The 19,058-nt window shown below is 62.8% G+C and carries 18 protein-coding genes; 7 read left to right on the forward strand and 11 right to left on the reverse strand.

Translation table 11 applies throughout. The annotated features are described in order from the left end of the window. The first annotated feature begins 20 nt into the window (after positions 1-20). Entirely contained in the window at positions 21-983 is a 963-nt protein-coding gene (locus ACXYL9_RS13125) for a DMT family transporter (RefSeq protein WP_459040008.1), read from the forward strand. On the opposite strand, the gene ACXYL9_RS13130 is transcribed toward ACXYL9_RS13125, so the two are convergent. From ACXYL9_RS13130 to ACXYL9_RS13150, 5 genes are all read right to left on the reverse strand, one after another. Beyond that, the gene (locus ACXYL9_RS13130; protein WP_459040009.1) at positions 980-2,293 is read right to left on the reverse strand and encodes a DUF2254 domain-containing protein; all 1,314 of its coding nucleotides are present in this window, start codon (positions 2,291-2,293) and stop codon (positions 980-982) included. The two genes, ACXYL9_RS13125 and ACXYL9_RS13130, sit on opposite strands and share 4 nt — an antisense overlap. A 74-nt stretch (positions 2,294-2,367) precedes the next feature. Further along, positions 2,368-3,396 (reverse strand): quinolinate synthase NadA, encoded by a 1,029-nt coding sequence (nadA, locus tag ACXYL9_RS13135; RefSeq protein ID WP_459040010.1) that lies wholly within the window; start codon positions 3,394-3,396, stop codon positions 2,368-2,370. A gap of 90 nt (positions 3,397-3,486) precedes the next feature. Next, positions 3,487-4,257 carry a hypothetical protein gene (locus ACXYL9_RS13140; protein WP_459040011.1) on the reverse strand — a complete coding sequence of 257 codons (771 nt, stop codon included), beginning with the start codon at positions 4,255-4,257 and terminating at the stop codon, positions 3,487-3,489. A 65-nt stretch (positions 4,258-4,322) separates the two neighbouring features. After that, positions 4,323-5,006 (reverse strand): DUF4230 domain-containing protein, encoded by a 684-nt coding sequence (locus ACXYL9_RS13145; protein ID WP_459040012.1) that lies wholly within the window; start codon positions 5,004-5,006, stop codon positions 4,323-4,325. Continuing rightward, positions 4,991-5,863 (reverse strand): MBL fold metallo-hydrolase, encoded by an 873-nt coding sequence (locus ACXYL9_RS13150; RefSeq protein ID WP_459040013.1) that lies wholly within the window; start codon positions 5,861-5,863, stop codon positions 4,991-4,993. The genes ACXYL9_RS13145 and ACXYL9_RS13150 overlap by 16 nt, the downstream gene beginning before the upstream one ends. A 68-nt stretch (positions 5,864-5,931) precedes the next feature. On the opposite strand from ACXYL9_RS13150, the gene glpK reads away from it, so the two are divergent. Beyond that, entirely contained in the window at positions 5,932-7,401 is a 1,470-nt protein-coding gene (gene glpK, locus ACXYL9_RS13155) for a glycerol kinase GlpK (protein ID WP_459040014.1), read from the forward strand. A gap of 6 nt (positions 7,402-7,407) precedes the next feature. Here the strand turns inward: glpK and ACXYL9_RS13160 are convergent, their stop codons facing one another. Together ACXYL9_RS13160 and ACXYL9_RS13165 are read right to left on the reverse strand one after the other, a co-directional pair. Then, positions 7,408-7,863 carry a DUF1465 family protein gene (locus ACXYL9_RS13160; protein ID WP_459040015.1) on the reverse strand — a complete coding sequence of 152 codons (456 nt, stop codon included), beginning with the start codon at positions 7,861-7,863 and terminating at the stop codon, positions 7,408-7,410. A gap of 131 nt (positions 7,864-7,994) precedes the next feature. Then, positions 7,995-8,192 (reverse strand): YdcH family protein, encoded by a 198-nt coding sequence (locus ACXYL9_RS13165; protein ID WP_459040016.1) that lies wholly within the window; start codon positions 8,190-8,192, stop codon positions 7,995-7,997. A gap of 182 nt (positions 8,193-8,374) precedes the next feature. Here ACXYL9_RS13165 and ACXYL9_RS13170 point away from each other — a divergent pair, with 182 nt between their 5' ends. The 5 genes from ACXYL9_RS13170 (at position 8,375) to tilS (ending at position 13,922) form a co-directional block, all read left to right on the forward strand. After that, positions 8,375-8,530, forward strand: coding sequence for a YdcH family protein (locus ACXYL9_RS13170; RefSeq protein WP_459040017.1), 156 nt, complete (start codon positions 8,375-8,377; stop codon positions 8,528-8,530). A gap of 65 nt (positions 8,531-8,595) precedes the next feature. After that, positions 8,596-10,866 (forward strand): phosphoenolpyruvate--protein phosphotransferase, encoded by a 2,271-nt coding sequence (ptsP, locus tag ACXYL9_RS13175; protein ID WP_459040018.1) that lies wholly within the window; start codon positions 8,596-8,598, stop codon positions 10,864-10,866. Between the two features lie 137 nt (positions 10,867-11,003). Beyond that, positions 11,004-11,849, forward strand: coding sequence for a helix-turn-helix domain-containing protein (locus ACXYL9_RS13180; protein WP_459040019.1), 846 nt, complete (start codon positions 11,004-11,006; stop codon positions 11,847-11,849). Between the two features lie 149 nt (positions 11,850-11,998). Next, positions 11,999-12,961, forward strand: a complete 963-nt coding sequence (locus ACXYL9_RS13185; protein ID WP_459040020.1) for a tetratricopeptide repeat protein — start codon at positions 11,999-12,001, stop codon at positions 12,959-12,961. Between the two features lie 91 nt (positions 12,962-13,052). Next, a complete protein-coding gene (gene tilS, locus ACXYL9_RS13190) occupies positions 13,053-13,922 on the forward strand; it encodes a tRNA lysidine(34) synthetase TilS (protein WP_459040021.1) in 870 nt (289 codons plus the stop codon). Between the two features lie 4 nt (positions 13,923-13,926). Here the strand turns inward: tilS and ACXYL9_RS13195 are convergent, their stop codons facing one another. From ACXYL9_RS13195 to ACXYL9_RS13210, 4 genes are all read right to left on the reverse strand, one after another. Further along, positions 13,927-14,601, reverse strand: coding sequence for a L,D-transpeptidase family protein (locus tag ACXYL9_RS13195; protein WP_459040022.1), 675 nt, complete (start codon positions 14,599-14,601; stop codon positions 13,927-13,929). Between the two features lie 102 nt (positions 14,602-14,703). Continuing rightward, positions 14,704-17,466: a phosphoenolpyruvate carboxylase gene (locus ACXYL9_RS13200; RefSeq protein WP_459040023.1), complete on the reverse strand. Its 2,763-nt coding sequence runs from the start codon at positions 17,464-17,466 to the stop codon at positions 14,704-14,706. Continuing rightward, positions 17,463-18,077, reverse strand: coding sequence for a bifunctional 4-hydroxy-2-oxoglutarate aldolase/2-dehydro-3-deoxy-phosphogluconate aldolase (gene eda, locus ACXYL9_RS13205; RefSeq protein ID WP_459040024.1), 615 nt, complete (start codon positions 18,075-18,077; stop codon positions 17,463-17,465). Before eda ends, ACXYL9_RS13200 begins: the two co-directional genes overlap by 4 nt. Then, a complete protein-coding gene (locus ACXYL9_RS13210) occupies positions 18,074-19,057 on the reverse strand; it encodes a glucokinase (protein WP_459040025.1) in 984 nt (327 codons plus the stop codon). Before ACXYL9_RS13210 ends, eda begins: the two co-directional genes overlap by 4 nt. Position 19,058: the final 1 nt, after the last annotated feature.

Raw genomic sequence — 19,058 nt, forward strand, 5'->3', positions numbered from 1 at the left:
CCAGCGGCTAGGACACAGACATGGAGGGCGCAACCGTCGAAAAACTGTCAGGGCGGCAATGGTGGCTGTTGCTGGCGTTGCTGGCGGGCAATGTCGCCCTGGCACTGGGCCCTTGGAGCGTGCGGCTGGCAGACAGTGGTCCCGTCAGCGCCGCATTCTGGCGCCTCGCGCTGGCGCTCCCCTTCCTCGCAATGCTTGCGCGCGCCAGTGGCCAGCGGCTTGGCGGGATACCGCAGCGAACGATGGTTCTGGTTGCGCTTGGTTCGCTTGCTTTTGCATTCGACCTCGCCAGCTGGCATTTCGGCATACGGCTGACCCGGCTCGGCAATGCCACCTTGTTCGGCAATGCTGGCAGCATCGTATTGCTGTTCTGGGGCTTCATTATCGGACGCATGTTGCCGCGCGGCAGCGAATGGCTGGCTATCGCATTCGCGCTGGGTGGGGCGGCGATATTGATGGGCGAGAGCCTTGAGATCAGCACCACGACGCTGGTGGGGGACCTGTTCTGCCTGGCTGCCGGCCTTGCCTATGCAGTCTACCTGCTGACACTGCAGGACGCGCGCAAGGATATCGGTGCGTGGAGCCTGCTGGTCTGGGTCAGCATTTTCGCCTGTCCCGTCTTACTGGCGCTGGCGCTGGCCTTGGGCGAGCCGGTCATCCCGACAGACTGGACGCCGCTGATCGTCCTTTCGGTCCTCAGCCAGCTTGTCGGCCAGGGATTGCTGGTTTTCGCGCTGCGTCACTTCCGCCCGCTCATCATCGGCCTCGCGTTGCTGACCCAGCCTGCGATTGCCGCGCTGTATGGCTATGGCGTTTTTGGCGAGGTCCTGGGAGCGTGGGACATCCTCGGGATGGTTCTGCTCGGCAGCGCGCTGGTGGTTGCACGCATGCAACAGGGGCGGGTTGCTGGCGTGCGCAGGGGGCCAGGCATGGCGGCACCAAGGCATGCACCGCCTCGTGAAAAGGGCAATGATTTCAGTTAGGCTTCGAAGCGTTTGAGAAAGCTCTGATATCGGCCCTGAACGTCCTCGAGCGCAGGGCCCTCAAGTTCAAGCTCGGCCTGCTGGTACAAGCGTTCTCCTTCGCGGCGCAGGATCTGCAGACGGCTGGTGTCGTTGCATCCCTTGCCAGCATTGTAGAGCACATCATAAGTCACACGCGCCGCAGTCGGGCTTGTGGCTACGGCCGAACGCATCGCGCCGAACCCGCGCGCGACATAATGCGTGAAATCATCATCCAGCAGGATGAGCCGGTCTTCGTCCGCCCGGTCGGCATCGCCGAATTTGCGCGTCAGGTCGCGTCGGGCCAGTTCGGACGTGGCCGAACCAAGCCAGTGGATCGTGGTAATCGCCGTGAAGGGATCGTTGATCCCAGGCGACAGCGCCCGCAGCCCAATTTCGACCAGTTCATCGATCAGGAAGTGCAGGTCCTGCGTCGGGGTGCGCATTCCGCCAAGGGTGAAGCAGGCCCGGATACTCTCGTCATGACGCTCGTCGAGTTCATCGTCCTTGGCCCAATAGGCAAGCGGGACATGCGGGTGGACGAATTCGCCCGTTCGCACGCCGAGCTTGATATGGCCGTCGGCCTCGCTAGCGATCTTATCTAGGCGGCCGAAGTCGATCCGCTGGACATACCCGACGGTATCGGAATCGACCGGGCGGCCGAACGGAACATCAGCTTCGGTTGCCCCGGTGACCTTCTCGGGGAACAACTGCTTGATATCGTCGAGCAGGCGCTGACCGATACCCTGCAGGACCGAATTGATGCGGATCGAGGCCGGGATGTGATTGAGGAAGAACACCAGTACTGCGATGGAGACGGCCATCAGGACATAGGCCGTCAGCAGCGATAACTGGGGCACGAACGCGGTGGATTCGCCTGCCACGCTCAAGTCTAGCAAGACCCTCTCCTCGCCGGTCCGGACCGCGCGCAACACGGTGAGGGCGTAGACAAAAGTGCCGATGAAGGTCGCCAGGCTGAACTGGTTGCCGCGGTCCTCCATGAAATTGGTCAGCAGGCGCGGTCCGTAGTTGCCGCTGGCATAGGCGACGGCCGCTATGGTGATCGAAAAGACCGTCGACGCGACCCCGATCATCGAACCGGCGATGACGGTCAGCATATTGGTCGCGCCTTCAGGGCGCGCTGGTTGGATCCACTCGACCGTGCTGAGTTGTTCGGACCAGCCGATGCGGTCTAGATGAATAGTCAGTGATGCTAGCAACACTGCTGTCAGTGCGAACAGCGCCGGATAGAACCAGTAACTGGCGTTGACTGCCTCCCAGGCAGCTTTCACTCGGCCCCACATTGATTTGAACCCCTATTGCCTCCTTCACGAACGCGCGAACGGACAAAGGGTTGCGTGCAGGGTCAGTCTCCGCTCGGGATTTCCTCTTCCGGCACGTCCTCGATCTGCACTTCGCCGATATCGCCCTTGCCGACGCTGGCGCTGGCCATTTCCAGCATCCGGTCCAGGCTCTTCTTGGCCTGGAGGCGCAAACCTTCTTCGATCTCGATGCGCGGTTCGAGGTCGCGCAGCGCGGTATAAAGCTTCTCCAGCGTGTTGAGCGCCATGTAGGGGCAGATATTGCAGCTACAGTTGCCGTCTGCACCCGGCGCGCCGATGAAATTCTTCTCCGGTAGCGCCTTTTCCATCTGGTGAATGATGTGCGGCTCGGTCGCGACGATCAGCGTGTCGCCTTCGAAATTCGACGCGAATTTGAGGATTCCGCTGGTCGAGCCGACATAGTCGGCGTGTTCGATGATCGAAGGCGGGCATTCGGGGTGGGCAGCGATCGGGGCACCGGGATGTTTTTGCTGCAGCTTGAGCAACTCGGTCTCGCTGAAAGCCTCGTGGACGATGCAGACGCCGGGCCACAGCAGCATCTCGCGATCAAATTTGCGGCTGAGATACCCGCCCAGGTGCCGGTCGGGCCCGAAGATGATCTTTTGGTCCTTGGGGATCTGCTGCAGGATGGTCTCGGCGCTGGAACTGGTAACGATCACGTCGCTGAGCGCCTTCACCTCGGTCGAGCAGTTGATGTAAGTCAGCGCGATGTGATCGGGATGGGCCTCGCGAAACTTGCGGAATTTCTCCGGCGGGCAGCTGTCTTCCAGGCTGCACCCTGCATCCATGTCGGGCAGGACAACGATCTTTTCCGGGCTGAGGATCTTGGCGGTATCGGCCATGAACTTGACGCCGCAGAAGGCGATGACGTCGGCATCGGTCTCGGCCGCCATCTGCGACAATTGCAGCGAATCGCCAACATAATCGGCCAGGTCCTGGATGTCAGGCGTCTGGTAATAATGCGCCAGAATCACCGCGTTGCGCTCTTTGCGCAGGCGATTGATCTCGTCCAGCAGGTCGTCGCCCGTAGGCAGTCTGGTTTCAGCGGTCATGGCGCATCCTGTAAGCGTTGGCAGTTGCACATCCTATAGCCAGAACGGTCGCGAAGGCGAGTGCGTTCCGGGCACTATGGCTTGCACACCTTATAACACGCCGGGCGGAAGAAAGGCGTGTGGCGGGCGCTCGCCACCGGGCGTTCCCGCGACATGGTCTGCCGCTATGTCCAACGCCCAATCGGTCTTCGCAACCGCCTCGCCAATCGCCAGTGCGGCGAGCGGAATGGCGAGAGTCCACCACCATGCCGGGTGGACACGGCCGTTGCGGCGCTTGTCGGCGATCATGCCGATGACAGGGAATACCATCGCGGCGAGAAAGACTACGAGGAAAGTATAGGGAATGGTGAACGGCAGCGGCAGCAATCGGGCCAAGCCCGGGGCCGCAACAGTTGCCATGGCACCGAACATCAACCTGCGATGCCAATCGGTCTGTCGTCGTCTGGCAAGAGCCCAGACTGCCAAAGCGGCAAAGGCCAGGATATGCGCGATATTGACGATCAGGAACTCGGCCTGTCCGAAAAAGAACGGTCCGCCGAGTACCTGCAGCGTTACAAAAGTAAGTGAAATTGCCAGCACCACCATCGTTGGAATGAACAGCAGGGCGAGCTTGCCCATGCGGCGATGAAGCGCGATATTGCCGCGGAATATCGCGGTATTTTGAGCAACGTATAATGCGGTCCAGCCAAGGAAGGTGAGGCCGTGAACATGGTAGAGCCACGGTACGTCGAATGTCGATCTTCCCAGCGCTGCATTGAGACCGAAACCGCCGACCACGGTCGCCGCCATTATACAGGCCATGATAAAGAAGAAGCGCGCTTCGCGCTGCGCTACAGTGTGATCTCTTGCCCTTGTGGCCATCGCTCTTCCTCCCCCTCAGACCAGCTTTCCGCCAATTCTAACACCGCGGGTGCGATGAGCAAAACCTAGCCGTCGGTCTCGCCGTCGAACCGGACCACGATCTCGACATCGCCAAAGCCTGCCACCTTGAGGGGAATGGCGAGATTTTGCGTGATCGCCTGCCGGGCGGCGTCGCGGGCCAGCTTCATCAGCACCGGGTTGGTGGCCTGCTTGCGCGCCTCGCGCTCGGCGAGCTGGGTATTGTCGCGTGTCAGCTTGTCCTGCGCTTCACGGCTGATCCAGATGCCCTCGCGCAAATATTGCGCGCGGGCTTCATCAAGATTGGGCTTGCCGACGGTGATCTGGGGCAATTGCACGCTCAAAGTCTCGCCTTCCTCGTCCCAGGATAAACGCGAACGGTCGACTGCGCCGAGCTCGACCGAATAGGTGACACGAGTCGGGATCACCGCGACCTGTCTGGTCTTGATGGCCCCAAAAAATCGGCTGTCGTCGCTGGCCACTACGGGTGCAAATTCGGCGCTGAACACGTTCAGCGTGTTCTGTTCCTCAAACGCGACCAGGCTGGTCGCCAGCGGATCGCCCATGTCGCTCGGGCCGAATGCCTTCCAGCCCAGCCAGAACACCGCTGCCAGCAACCCAATTACCATCAGCCACGGAACCGCCTGAACCCGCGCCAGCGATTTCTCGCGCTCTGGCTTGGGCACCACTGTCTCGTCGCTGTGCGGAGCGCTCTTTACGTCGTTTGCCATATGTCCCCCGAACGGCCCACCATGCCGCGACGTTCCAGATCGATCAGATGCGCCAACACGCTCATCTGAGCAGCCTTGTCGAGCCGCGGATCGAGCCCCTTGTACATGAGTGGTATGAAATCGGGCAAATGCAGCGGCTTTTCACCCAAACAGCGCAGAATCTGGTTTTCGCGCTGCCGGCGGTGGCCGATCATCCCGCGGACCAGTTGGCGCGGCTTGGTGATCGGTGCACCGTGAGCGGAGTAATAGATCCGGTCCTCGCGCTGATAGAGCCGGTCGAGGCTATCCATGTATTGACCCATATCTCCGTCTGGCGGGATGACGACGCTGGTCGACCAGCCCATCACGTGATCGCCGGTAAACAGCGCTCCCGTTTCCTCCAGCGCGAAACACAAGTGGTTGGAGGTATGACCCGGAGTGTGGACCGCGCGGAGTGTCCAGCCGCGCCCGGTCATCGCCTCGCCATCCAACAGCACCCGATCCGGGGCATAGGTGGTATCGAAAGCCTCGTCGGAGCGCGGCAGATCGGTGTCGATGACCAGCGGAGCGCAGCCGACGATCGGCGCGCCGGTCCGCTCCGCCAGCGGGGCTGCAGCAGGCGAATGGTCGCGGTGGGTATGAGTGCACATGATGGCGACCAAATGGTCCTCGCCCACGGCGGCGAGAATAGCCTCGATATGTTCGGGATTAGCCGGACCAGGATCGATCACCGCCACTTCGCCCTCGGTCCCGACAATATAGGTCTGGGTACCCGTGAAGGTGTATGGGGAGGGATTGGGGGCAAGGATACGGCCCACCAGCGGTTCGGGCCGCTCGACCAGGCCCACCGGCCACGGTTTGGGGGGAGACTGTGCCATGGCCTTGCATATGGAGGGGCAACTGCCGCATGTCACGCGACAAGAAATAGCCGCCGGGAGAGAGCAGCTTGTCGGACCATATACTTGTACTCGATGAAGGCACCACGTCGACCCGGGCGATGGTCTTTGCGCGCAATGGCCGGATGATGCACGTCGCGCAGAAGGAACTGACCCAGCACTATCCCAAACCCGGCTGGGTCGAACACGATGCCGGCGAGATCTGGGACCGCACGCTCGCCTGTGCACGCCGCGTGATCGACAAGGCAGGGATCGACCAAATCGCTTGTATCGGCATCACCAACCAGCGGGAGACCGTCGTTGCGTGGGATGCCCAGACGCTGGAGCCGCTCTCACGCGCAATCGTGTGGCAGGACCGGCGTACGGCCCAGTTCTGTGCCGAATTGCGCGAGGCCGGCCACGAGGAGGCCGTGCAGGAAAAAACCGGCCTGCTGCTCGATCCCTATTTTTCCGGCACGAAGATGCGCTGGCTGCTCGATCACGACGAGCGGGTCAGGCAGGCCGCGCGCAAGGGCACTTTGGCCTTCGGAACGATCGAAAGCTGGCTGGTCGCCAATCTGACCAAGGGCGACGCACATATCTCCGATGCCAGCAATGCCAGTAGGACCCAGTTGCTGGCGCTGGGCGGGGCGCAGTTCGATGATGGCCTGTGCGAATTGCTCGGCGTACCGTGCTCTGCCTTGCCCCATGTCGTCGATACAAGCGGCGCGTTGGCACAGACCGACGCAAGCTGGTTCGGACGAGCCATTTCCATCGCCGGAATGGTCGGCGACCAGCAATCGGCGACCCTGGGGCAGGGGTGCCTCGCTGTCGGCGATACCAAGGCAACCTACGGCACCGGAGCCTTCGTCCTGGCCAACGAGGGGAGCGAAGTCCCGAGTTCCAGCAACCGGATGCTCGGCACCGTCTTGTGCCAGCTTGACGGTGAGCGGACCTATGCGCTGGAAGGCTCGGTGTTCGTCGCCGGGAGTCTCGTACAATGGCTGCGCGACCAACTCGACCTGATCTCCAGCGCGGCCGAAACCGAGGCGCTGGCGCGGTCGATCCCGGATAGTGGTGAGGTCGTCATCGTGCCGGCCCTATCGGGCTTGGGAGCCCCGCACTGGCGCGCCGATGCGCGCGGGGTCATCGCCGGCCTCAGCTTTGCCAGCGGCAAGGCGCAGATCGCGCGAGCCGCGCTGGAGGCGATGGCGCACCAGACCCATGATCTGGCTGAAGCTTTCGCCGCCGACGGTGCTCCATGGACCCGGCTCAAGATCGACGGCGGGATGAGCGCCAATGACTGGATGGCGCAGGACCTTGCCGACATGCTGCAACTGACGGTCGAACGCCCCGATTTCGTCGAGACCACCGCGCTGGGCGCGGCCATGAGCGCTGCGGTCGGTGCGGGGCTGTATCCGACGCTGGAAAGCGCCGCCGCCGCCATGCGTGGCAGCGTGCAAATCTTCGAGCCCGGGATGCGGAACGGGGTGCGCGATGAAAGGCTGGCCCGGTGGCGCAAGGCGCTCGCGGCCGCTTGAATTGCGCTAGTGCCGGCCAAAGGCGTGTCGGAGACGCGCCTGCATTTCATTCGGTCCTTCGCATCCGCTCGGCCCGCCCTTCCGGCGGGCCCGGTCCAGCCGTGCAACCCGTGCGTGGAGTATCTGGGTTTCGAGGATCAACAACTGCGTGGGTATTTCCAACAGCGCCATCTGGCTGTCTTCGGGCGGACGGTCGGGCGGCAGCAGTCCGTGCCGCTCGAGCTGGTAGGCGCTCATCTCGCCGCGGAAATAAGCCCGCTGGTTGAGCAGCCAGGCCAGCACATGCATGATCCGCGTGGTCGTCTTGAGTCCCTCGGTCGACAGCGCGATGCGCACCAAGTCGTTACCCACCTCGCGCGGGGTCCCCAGGTCAAATGCTGCGCGAACATCGTCGGCCAAAACCAGTGCTTGGGGATAGAGCTCTTCGATAATCGTGGCGGTTATGTCGGTCGATGCACTCATCGTCTGAATGGCTAGACCGTGCCAGGCAACTGGCAAAGACGGGAAAGCACTTTCTCCCGACCGGAACGTATCCCTGTCCCGCGATGGCACGCTTTGCAGCGAAGCTTGGTCTGGGCGCTTTATAATGAAATTCAGGCGATAATGTCGGGGATCAGCTCATCCTCGATCATGCCGATCTGGTCACGCAGTTTAAGTTTACGCTTTTTGAGCCGGGCGATCTGCAACTGGTCGCCAGCATTGGCATCACCGAGCGCGGCGATGGCCACGTCGAGATCGCGGTGCTCGACCCGGAGATGTTCCAGCTTCTTGCGCAGTTCTGCTTCGGTCACGACGTGAAGGCTCTCCTGGCCCGAGGGACGACATGCATTTCGTCGCACGCAGGGTCTTAACAATCGCATAGGCGGAAACAAGGCTTCGCAATCTGCGTACAATGTGTTTGTATGCAGATACGCGGTTCGCCCCGCGAGGCGAGTCGCTCCTGTTGGTCGTACAACTCAAGGAGAAGAGCCCCATGGTCTCGTCACACGTCAACGCCCTTCAAAGCAAACATGCTGGCCTCGAAGAGAGGCTGAATGACGAAATGAACCGACCGGCACCTGACACGGCGAAAATCCAGGAACTCAAGAAGGCGAAGCTGCGACTGAAGGAAGAAATCGCTGCGAACTGACCTCCGCGCCCGCAATGCGGGCAGCAGCATTTCCACAAGGGCGGCAATAGGCTAGGCGTCGTTGCATGACTGCTGCTGCCGATGCCGCCCGCCAGATACTTACACGCCTGCATGATGTCATGGCCTCGCGTATCCATGCGCAGGGCAAACTCGATTCCGTGGCCGAAATCATCGGCGAGGCGCTCGATAGCGAAGTGTGCTCGATCTATCTCCTGCGCGAAGGTATGCTCGAGCTGTTCGCGACCCGCGGCCTTAACAAGGAAGCAGTACACGTCACTCGCATGGCGATCGGCGAAGGGCTGACCGGGACGCTGGTCGCCAATGGCGAAACGCTCAACCTTGCCGAAGCGCGCGCGCACCCCGACTTCCAGTATCGTCCGGAAACCGGCGAGGACAAGTTCCACTCCTTTGCCGGTGTTCCGATCGTCTATCGCGAGCGGGCCGTGGGTGCCCTCAACGTCCAGCATGTCGAGCCGCGCCGCTATGAAGATGTCGAGATCGAGGCGCTGCAGACGACCGCGATGGTGCTGTCGGAACTGATCGCCAATGCCGAACTGATCGACGAGGAAGTGGTCGGCAAGTCCGAGTTGCAGACGGGCCAGATCACGGTGGACGGCCTGGCATTGGTCAACGGCATTGCCGCCGGCCACGCTGTCTACCACCAGCCGCGCGTGCAGATCGACCAGATCGTTGCCGAAGATACCGAGCTGGAGCGCCAGCGCGTCTATCGCGCCTTCGACAAGATGCGGGACCAGATCGACGGGCTCTCCCAGCAGGCAGAGTTCGGCAAGGGTGGCGAGCACGAGGAGGTCCTCGAGACCTACAAGATGTTTGCCTATGACGAAGGCTGGTCGCGCCGCATCAACGAAGCTATCGACAGCGGCCTGACCGCCGAAGCCGCGATCGAGCGTGTCCAGCAACGCACTCGCATGCGGATGCGGGAAATCGACGATCCGCTGCTGCAGGATCGGATGCACGATCTCGAGGATCTGGCCAATCGCCTGCTGCGGATCGTTTCGGGCCAGCTCGGCACGGCCGCGACCCAGGGATTGCGGCGGGACACCATCCTGATCGCCAAGAATCTCGGCCCCGCCGAACTGCTCGAATACGACAAGCGCCGGCTCAAGGGAGTCGTGCTGGAGGAGGGGTCGCTCACTTCGCACGTTGTCATCGTTGCCCGTGCCATGGGGGTCCCGGTACTCGGCCGGGTCCGCGGCTTACGCGGCATCGTGGGCGAAGGCGACGAGATACTGCTCGACTGCAACGACGCATGTGCCACGATCAGGCCGACCCCACAGGTTGCCGATGCCTTCGACGCGCGGTTTGCCAAAAGCAAAGAGCGCCAGGCCGCCCTGGCCGAGTTGCGCGACGTCGAGCCCTTCACCCGCTGTGGAACGCGCATCCAGGTCCAGATGAATGCCGGACTGCGTGACGACCTGGCCAATTTGGCGCTGGTGGGTGCGGATGGCATCGGGCTGTTCCGTACCGAGTTCCAGTTCCTGGTATCGGCAACCCTTCCGCAGCGCGAGCGTCAGTTGCGGTTGTACAAGGACGTACTCGACGCTGCCGGTGGCAAACCGGTGGTATTCCGCACAGTCGATATCGGCGGTGACAAGGCTGTTCCTTATCTTGCCGCAGGTGAAAACCTGACCGAAGAGAACCCGGCAATGGGCTGGCGTGCATTGCGCCTGGCGCTGGAGCGCGAAGGGCTGCTCAAGGTGCAGGCGCGTGCCTTGCTGGAGGCATGTGCGGGCAAGGAATTGCGAGTCATGTTCCCCATGGTCAGCGAACCGTGGGAGTTCGACGCGGCGAAAGCCATTTTCGAAAACCAGGCCGCGTTCCTGCACAAACAGAAGAAGCAGTTGCCGGACGTGGTCCACTACGGTGCGATGCTGGAAGTGCCCGCGCTGGCAGATGCGCTCGACATATTGATCCCGAAAGTGTCGTTTATCTCGATCGGCACCAACGACCTGACCCAGTTCCTGTTTGCCGCCGATCGCGCCAATCCCAAGCTGGCGGCGCGCTATGACTGGCTGAGCCCGGCCATCCTGCGGTTCCTGCGCCGGATCGTGCAGTCGACGATCGGTCATCCGGTCGATCTTGGCGTTTGCGGCGAGATGGGTGGGAGGAAGCTGGAGGCCCTGGCCCTGATGGGGCTGGGCATTCACCGCTTTTCGATCACCCCGGTTTCGGTCGGGCCGATCAAGGAACTGGTGCGACAGGTCGACCTGAAGGAAATAGAGCAGGCCATGAATGAAATGCTGCTCACTCCGCCAGTTTCCATCCGCGTAGCGTTGACGGCATGGGCCGCCGAACGTGGCATCGATACCGAATAGCAGTCCATCGCCGCCGCGCACCGGCGCGGCGCAACACGGGGGATGCCGAAGCGCCGCACACATTCGGCGCTTGACAGGCAAGCCAGTGCACTGGGATGTACCCGCCTCAAGTGATAGGGTCGCGCAGCAGGCAGATTATGAGCGAAGATAACGTAGCAACCGGGGAACCGGAGGTGATGGCGAGCGCGGGCGAGCACTTGCGTGCAGAGCGTGAGCGGCAGGGCTTGTCTCTCGAGCACCTCTCCGGCGAGACGCGCATACCGCAGCGCCATCTCGAAGCCCTCGAGGCTGGCAATTACGCCAGCATGCCGGGTCGCACCTACGCGATCGGCTTTGCGCGCAGTTATGCCAAGGCTCTCGGTCTCGACCAGCGTGAGATGGTGGAAATGGTGCGCGCGGACATGGGGGCGTCCGGGCCGAGCGAGCGCTATGCGAAGGTCGACACCCTCGAACCGGGAGACCCGGCGCGGGTCCCGTCGCGGGGCCTGGTGTTCTTCTCGATTGCCGCCATCGCGCTGCTGCTGGCGGGCGGGTTCATGTTCTATCGCACCTATTTTGCGCCTGGATCGGGGCCGGGCTCGATCCTTACCGCCGAACAAGAGGCCAATGCCGCCGCGCAACAGGAAGCGCGGGAAGAAATAACTGCAAGTTCGGAAGGGGCGATCGATCCTACTGGCGAAGTGGTCTTCACCGCGCTCGAAGATGATACCTGGGTCAAATTCTACGATGGTAACGGCAACCAGTTGATGCAGAAACAAATGGCGGCTGGCGAAACCTATACCATTCCCGCCGACGTGGAAAATCCTCAGATATGGACCGGCCGACCGCACGCCTTCACCATAACCGTTGGTGGCAAGGAAGTGCCCAAGCTGACCGAAGAGGACAAGATAATGAAGGATGTGCCGGTCAGTGCCGAAGCATTGTTAACCCGGACTGCCGCTCCGCCGTCCGCGCCGACTCCTCAGCCGACTCCGGCGGGCTAGGCATTTCCCCCAAAATTCGCGGGTCCGCCCTCGACATAAGACCAATCACGGTTAATTTTGCCGAGGTTCTCGCTCCCGCAGGCGCTCATTCAGCCAGTGTTCGGGGCGAGCCGGGCAGTGGCGCTATAAAGCGACAGAGAGGACGATCAATGAAGTTCCGCCATTCAGGTGTGATCATGGGCGCAACATTGCTGGGTCTGATGGTCCCGCTCGCGCCCGCTGCGGCGCAGGACGCGAACGCCGAGGCCCGGGTCCGCAAACTCGAAGCCGAAGTGCGGGCCTTGCAGCGGCGCGTGTTTCCCGGCGGCGACGGGCGGTATTTCGAACCGCAGATCGACAATTCAGCGCCAGTAAGCACGGCCAGCCAGCAGGCGGTTACCTCGACGACGGCGGTCACCGATATTCTCGCCCGGCTCGATGCGATGGAAGATTCGCTCCAGCGACTGACCGGCCAGGTCGAACAGAACTCTAACGCAGTCATGCGCCTTTCCACGCGGGTGACGGCACTCGACGGAGGCGATACGCCGCGCGTCGGCGCGGCCAATACCGGCGGAACAACCCCCGGCCCTGATAATCTGGCACCGGTTCAGAGCGGCGAAGGCGGCGGTGCGGCGCGCACCCAGGCGGTGGCAAACGCGACCACACCTCCGGCCCAGACCGCACCGGGCCCCAGCGCCGCGCGGATAGCTGCGGTCCAGGCGATCACCAAGCCGCAGACCGATGATGCCGCCGATGACGAGTATTCCTATGGCTTCAGGCTGTGGGAAGCCAAGTTCTACCCCGAAGCGCAACAGCAGTTGGCGATGTTCGTCGAAAAGTATCCCAACCACTGGCGTGCAACCTATGGCCGCAATCTGCTCGGGCGGGCCTATCTCGATGCGGGCAATGCGCGCGACGCCGCGCCCTGGTTCCTGCGCAATTACCAGGCCGATCGCAACGCTGCCCGCGCGGCGGATAGCCTGCTCTACCTCGCTGAAGCGATGATCGCGCTCAAGGACACCGACCGCGCATGTATTGCGCTGGCGGAATTTGGCGAGACCTATCCCGCGCTCGCGGCCGGTCGGCTGCAAGATCAGTACGAGGCCAATCGCCGCAAGGTGAAATGCAATTGATACGCCGGTCGACCCGAAGCAGGTAGAACGCTTCCAGGTCGATCTGGCGAAGACCTGGCCGCGTTCGGACAGTCCGGATAGTCGGCTCGGCTTGGCGGTCTCGGGCGGTCCCGATAGCCTGGCCCTGTTGTTGCTCGCGCATTCTGCCTTGCCGGGGCGCATCGCAGTGGCCTGTGTCGATCATGGCTTGAGGCCCGAAGCGGCTGCGGAATGTGCCTTCGTCGCGAAAATTTGCGCCAGGCTCGACATTCCCTGCACGACCCTGTCCATCGAACTCGGCGAGGGCAATACTCTCGATCAGGCCCGCAAGGCACGTTATGCGGCACTTCGCGATTGGGCGTTGGAGCGCGATATCGGGGCCGTCGCCACCGGCCATCAACTGGATGACCAGGTGGAAACTTTCTTCATGCGACTGGCGCGCGGGAGCGGCTTGCACGGATTGGCTGGGATCCGGGCATCCTCCTTCTTGGCCGGTCCGGACATCCGGTATCTGCGCCCCTTGCTGGGCTTTCGTAGAGCCGAGCTGGAGCAGGTAGTTGCCGAGGCGGGGATCGATCCCGTTCGCGATCCCAGCAACGAGAACGAGGCGTTCGACCGGATTCGGCTTCGCAAGAGACTGGCCGAATTCGACCTCGTATCGCACGAAGCAATCGCCGCGACGGTTGCCAACCTTGGCGATGCCGAGGACGCCATCGCCTGGGCCTGTCGCAAGGACCAGGAGGAAAACCTCTCTGGCGACCGCGAGGAAGTGCGATATCGCTTCGGATCGCCCCGGTTGATCGCCGGGCTTGCCGTAATGCGCGCGGTGTCGCAGGTCGGACGAACCACGATGCTGGGACCGGCGATGGATATGACCGACAGTCTGATGCAGGGTGAACAGGTCAACTTGGCCGGTGTCCTGGCCACCATCGAAGGCGAGGAATGGGTATTTCGCTCCGAGCCGCCGCGTCGGACAGGTTAGGTCGTCACAAAATAGACTGGCCCATGTCCAGCGTCTCGCCATTGGTAATGATCACCTTGTCGCCCTTCTTGGCGACGGCGAAAACCTTGGCAGCAAAATCGTCGGGCATGCCGATGCAGCCGTGGCTGGCATAACCGTTCTGGACGTCCGATCCATGTAGCGCGATGCCGTCATTGGTCAGGAACATCGAATATGGCATCGGTGCGTTGTCGTACTTCTCGGACACGTTGTGGCGCATCTTGTACTTAATCGGAAAGGTGCCGAGCGGGGTCGGATGCTCGTCAGTGCCCAGCAGGACCGCCGAAGCGCCGATTTCATAGCCGCCCTTGAACACCGAAATCACGCGCGCTTCCAGGTCGACCGTCATCACGATCGCTCCGTCGGCCGGAACATTGTCGGTGTTCCAGTGCCATTCGCCATATTTGATCGGCCCGTCGATATCGAGGATGCGCTTGACCGTGAAAGCTTCGTCCGCAGCGCTCGAAGCAGGCTGCAATTGCGCGCCATCGCCTTCCTGCTTGTCGGCAAGCTGCGCGGGATCAACGGGGATTGCCTCTTCGAGCGCGACCTCCGTTGAAGCGCCGTCGTCTTCCATCATCGAACTCGCCAGCGTCGCGCCGCCGAGGATGATAACCGTGGCCGCCGTGGCGCCACCAATCCATTTGAGCATCTGGTTCATGGTGTCCTTATGCCCGGTCCGCGGCCTCATTTCCAATGACCACGAACGGGCGTCCCGCAATCGGACGAAGGAGCCGGGCAAGTGTTAACGCAGGCTAGGAGGCTATCCGTGGGCCCCGAAATGGTTGGCGATGGCCCCGGTGACCCGCAGGGAGAGTGAGTAGGCACGTTCAATCGGATCGATGAATTGCCGGCCGATCGCGCCATAGCCTGCGCCTTCGTCGTCAGGCCAGTCGCTCGGTTCGTCGAGTGCAAAGTCGCCAAGCTGGGGGAAGCTGGTCGGGAAGGCGCGGCGCATCTGTGCCAGCGCGTCTTCGATCCGCAAGGTGAAGACCATCTCAAGCACGTCGTCGCGGCTGATGTCGTTGGCCCGGCTGAAGCTCGGGAGCGACACGGCGCGCAGGAACATATGCTTGAACAGCGCCAGCCGCAGGGCCTGTAATACGCCGATGGTGCGCCGGGTGCGTTCCCGCTCGGGCAGCGGCTCTTCGGGTGACAAATGCTCGATCAGGCGGTGAAATTTCAGCGCGTCGACGCGCAGGCGCGAGGCCAGCCGGCGGAACACGCCGTTGCGATCGTCCTTGGTCAGGTAGTCGGCCAGCGCCTGGCAAGCCTCCGATATGCCCTCCTCGGTCCCGCGATAGGTGCGGCTGGCCCAATAGGCGCTGTTGAACAACTCGCCATAGGCGGCGACTGTCTTGATACTGGCAAGTGCATTGGCATTGCGCGCCAGCCGCATCATTTGCCGCCCGCGCGGGCTTGATTCGATCAACTGCGCGAGGTCTTCCTCGTTGCCGTCTGCGGCCGCGCCGATGCCGGCGACCACATTGACCGGGTATCCGAGCTGCTGGAGGATCGCATTGTGGGGGATTGCCCGGATCTGCCGCAAGCTCATCGAACGGTCGGCCGAGATATCGCTCTGCCGGCGACTGACCCGGCTGCCGGTCGAGTTCAGCATTCCCAGACCGAAGGCGGTGATCGCACGCGAATAGGTCTCGCTTTCGAGATGTTCGCGCTGGTGCGCCCTGATCGCGCGGTAGAAATCCAGGCTGATGTCGGTGCGGGTGTAGAACGGGTCGGGTTCTTCCGACGCGTGCTCGGTCCAGTCGTAGTCGGCGATCTGTTCGAGCGTTGCCAGCGCGAGTTCGGGCGTCTCGAAAAACTGGTAGCCGTCTCCGCCCTGGAAACTGGCCTCGGGTTCGAGGCGGATGCTGCCGGCGGCGAAGCGTCGCCGCGCCCAAGGCGAGAGCGGCCATTCGAGCCGGTCCTGAAAACTCGCGGGATGTGCGCCACGGCCCATGCTCTCGCCGTGGGTGTTAAAGATCAGTGCTGCCACGCCTGTCAGCGCATTGGCACGCATGGCATCGGCCATCCTGCCCTGCAGGCGCTCGATGGCGAGGCTGGCGGGCAATTGCCCGACAAAACGCCCGGCATCGGAAAAGCCGGTCTGGATGCAGATGCGGCCACGCTTCTTCGCATAGGCGCGGTATTCGTCCTCCTGCAGCAAGGCATCGAGGAAACGACCCCCATGTTCGAGCGCGGCCTCGGTCTCGAACAATGGCGAGACGTCGACCCGGTCCTCGATCCCGAACAGTCGGGCGAAATAGAGCGCGGCCATGACGGTGGAGGGTTGTTCACATTCGGCCACCAGCATCCGGATCGGCGCATCGGCGTCGATATGGTGCAGGATCTGCGCCATGGCGAGGAATTGGCGGATGGCAGTGCTGGCCTCGATCGCCAGCGCGCCGAAGTTGGCGCGCTTCGGCTCGATCTCGGCAACCATCTTGCGCAACACGGCAAGCGCGCCGCGGCTGCCGATGTCGAGCATTTCGCCGCCGTCGATCCGGCGGCGGATGGCATTGTGCAATTGCTTGGCGTTCACACGGAAATGAATCCAGCCCATTCCAAGCCCGTCGGCACGCATGGCAGCGGCGAGCGATAACAGCTCGACTGCGCGCGCCTCGGGCGCAGATTGCGCTTCGTCTTCTAGGGCCGCGATAAAGGGTTCGAGGCTGAGTAGCTTGTACTCGTGATCCTCGGTCAACCGATTGGCAGCATCACTCAGGTCGACCGGATCGGTCAGGTCCTGCGCGAAATCCTCGGCCCGTGCTTCGGCATAGGCCAACGCGGGATGTAGCTTTGCCAGCAGCTTGTGGCCGCTGTCTATCCGGTCGAGCCGGGCAACGTAGCGCCGCAGCCTCTGGGCCTTTTCGGCGAGGCGAAACCCGATCGAATCGTACCACTTGATGTCGGTCCGCCCGTCCATGTCGTAGCCAACCCAGCTGGCAAACCGGAACGGCAGCGGCCTGAGGTCGCGCCAGCGGTCGGGCCATTGCACCGCGGCATCAGACAATAGGCGGGCGACGATGGTGTCTCGCGCATCTTGGGCATGGCCGATCGCGCGCATTGCACGAGCGTGTTCATACGCGAGCGTGACTTCGGGCCGGTCCTCGGTCGCGGTGCAAGCGGCGTTGCTGACGCTGCCGTCGCCGGTGATGGCACCGGCCAGCGAACTGGCCTGGTCTGGCGTCAACAGGAAGGTCGGGTGGGCGGTGAACACGGCGTGCAGGCGCGGCTGTTCCCAATGCTCGCGGAAAGCACCGAAATCCGTGAACCTCGGCCCGAGACGGGCATCTTCGGTTCGTGGTAGGCCTAGCAGGCGACGGGTGCGCCCGGCGCGATCCTCGAGCGCGGTGGTCTCCAGTTCGCAGATCATGCCCTCTATCGTGTCGAGCGACAGCTCGCCTGCCTCGAGCTTGCGCGACAGGTCGAGCGAGAGCTGGAACACCGGATTGAACAGCGGTGTCTCGGCGGTGCGGGCATGCATTTCCTGCAGTCGTTCGCGGAGATCGCCGAGAGTTTTCATGCTGCCAACCCCGCAGCGGCGCGGGCAGAGTCGCGGATAGCGGCAAAATCTTCCGGCGCGCGCGGCGCTACCCAGCTGCCGCCAACGCACAGAACCGGGTCGAAGGCGAGCCATTCTGGTGCGGTGGCTTCGGTGATACCACCCGTAGGGCAGAAGCGGGACTGGCCGAAAGGGGCGGCAAGGGCCTTGAGCGCCGGCAGACCGCCTGCCGCCATGGCCGGAAAGAACTTGAAGTGAGTAAGGCCCAGATCCAGCCCGCGCATGATGTCGCCGGCATTGGCGATACCCGGCAGGAAGGGTACGCCTTCGCGCATGGCCGCGCGGCCAAGCGTTTCGGTGAGACCCGGCGACACGATGAACTCGCTTCCCGCTTCCAGCGCGGCGGCCAAGTCCTGCTGGTTGACGACAGTGCCTGCGCCCACGATTGCGCCGTCGACCCGCTTCATCGCCCGGATGGCGTCGAGCGCCACAGGTGTCCGTAACGTGACCTCGAGCACCCGCAGCCCGCCTTCGACCAGCGCTTCGGCCAGCGGCACGGCATCCTCGAGCTTGTCGATGACGATGACCGGAATGACCGGGGCTGTGCGCATGATGGTTTCGATATCGCTCAAGAAAGGTGCTCCCTTGCAAAGGCGGCCGCTGCGCCGAACAGGCCCGGTTGGGGGTGGATGATCAGCTTGACCGGCAGGCTTGCCATCATACCGGCGAACCGGCCCTTGGCACAGAAGCGGTCGGCAAAGCCTGAGGCAATAATCGTGTCTCGAATGCGGTAGCCGAGCCCACCGGCAATGACGACGCCACTGGCCCCCTGGACCAGCGCGATATCGCCAGCCACGCTACCCAGTGCGAGACAAAACCGGTCAACTGCGGCAGCCGCAAGACTGTCATCGCCGCTGGTCCCGCGGGTCCAGATGTCGATATCGTCGAGTTCCTGCACCGCGCGGCCCTCCATGGCAGCCAGCGTCTGGTAGATATCGATGATGGCAGGACCGGAAACCACGCGTTCGTCCGAAACCCGGTTATGGCGCTTGCGCAGGCGGGCGAGAATTGCGTCCTCGATCTGGTCGAGCGGGGCGAAATCGCCGTGCCCACCCTCTGTCGCCTGGACTCGGTAGCCGCCTGTCCCGTCACGCCAGAAATGCGCGACACCAAAGCCGGTGCCAGGGCCGAGCACGCTGATCGTTCCGCTCGCAGGCAGGTCGGTTTCAGGTCCTGCAAGATGGATGAACTGATCGACCGGGGCACGCGCTGCAGCGTGGGCAACGGCCTCGAAATCGTTGACGATCGTAAAGCGTTCGCAGCCCAGCTTCTCGCCGATCAGCGCAGGGCGCACGATCCAGGGATTATTGGTGAAGCGGATGACGTCTTTCTTGACTGGTCCGGCCACAGCCATGCTCACCGCGGTGGGCAGGGTCCCGCCCATCCGTTCGCGAAAATCCTCCCACGCGGTCTGGAAGCTGGCGTGGTCTTCGGTGTGCAGCGTTTGCGGCTCTGACAGGGTGATCGCCCCGTCACCGGCGACGCTTGCGATAGCAAAACGGGCATGGGTGCCCCCGATATCGACAGCGACAAGTTCGGTCACTGCACCCATC

This window comes from Qipengyuania sp. CAU 1752, from assembly GCF_054482615.1.

Bases quoted from the DNA above. Each gene is read 5' to 3' on its own strand.
- ACXYL9_RS13125 (WP_459040008.1), top strand. From the start codon at position 21: ATGGAGGGCGCAACCGTCGAAAAACTGTCAGGGCGGCAATGGTGGCTG.
- nadA (WP_459040010.1), bottom strand. From the start codon at position 3,396: ATGACCGCTGAAACCAGACTGCCTACGGGCGACGACCTGCTGGACGAG.
- ACXYL9_RS13140 (WP_459040011.1), bottom strand. From the start codon at position 4,257: ATGGCCACAAGGGCAAGAGATCACACTGTAGCGCAGCGCGAAGCGCGC.
- ACXYL9_RS13145 (WP_459040012.1), bottom strand. From the start codon at position 5,006: ATGGCAAACGACGTAAAGAGCGCTCCGCACAGCGACGAGACAGTGGTG.
- ACXYL9_RS13150 (WP_459040013.1), bottom strand. From the start codon at position 5,863: ATGGCACAGTCTCCCCCCAAACCGTGGCCGGTGGGCCTGGTCGAGCGG.
- ACXYL9_RS13160 (WP_459040015.1), bottom strand. From the start codon at position 7,863: ATGAGTGCATCGACCGACATAACCGCCACGATTATCGAAGAGCTCTAT.
- ACXYL9_RS13170 (WP_459040017.1), top strand. From the start codon at position 8,375: ATGGTCTCGTCACACGTCAACGCCCTTCAAAGCAAACATGCTGGCCTC.
- ptsP (WP_459040018.1), top strand. From the start codon at position 8,596: ATGACTGCTGCTGCCGATGCCGCCCGCCAGATACTTACACGCCTGCAT.
- ACXYL9_RS13180 (WP_459040019.1), top strand. From the start codon at position 11,004: ATGAGCGAAGATAACGTAGCAACCGGGGAACCGGAGGTGATGGCGAGC.
- ACXYL9_RS13185 (WP_459040020.1), top strand. From the start codon at position 11,999: ATGAAGTTCCGCCATTCAGGTGTGATCATGGGCGCAACATTGCTGGGT.
- ACXYL9_RS13195 (WP_459040022.1), bottom strand. From the start codon at position 14,601: ATGAACCAGATGCTCAAATGGATTGGTGGCGCCACGGCGGCCACGGTT.
- ACXYL9_RS13200 (WP_459040023.1), bottom strand. From the start codon at position 17,466: ATGAAAACTCTCGGCGATCTCCGCGAACGACTGCAGGAAATGCATGCC.
- ACXYL9_RS13210 (WP_459040025.1), bottom strand. From the start codon at position 19,057: ATGGGTGCAGTGACCGAACTTGTCGCTGTCGATATCGGGGGCACCCAT.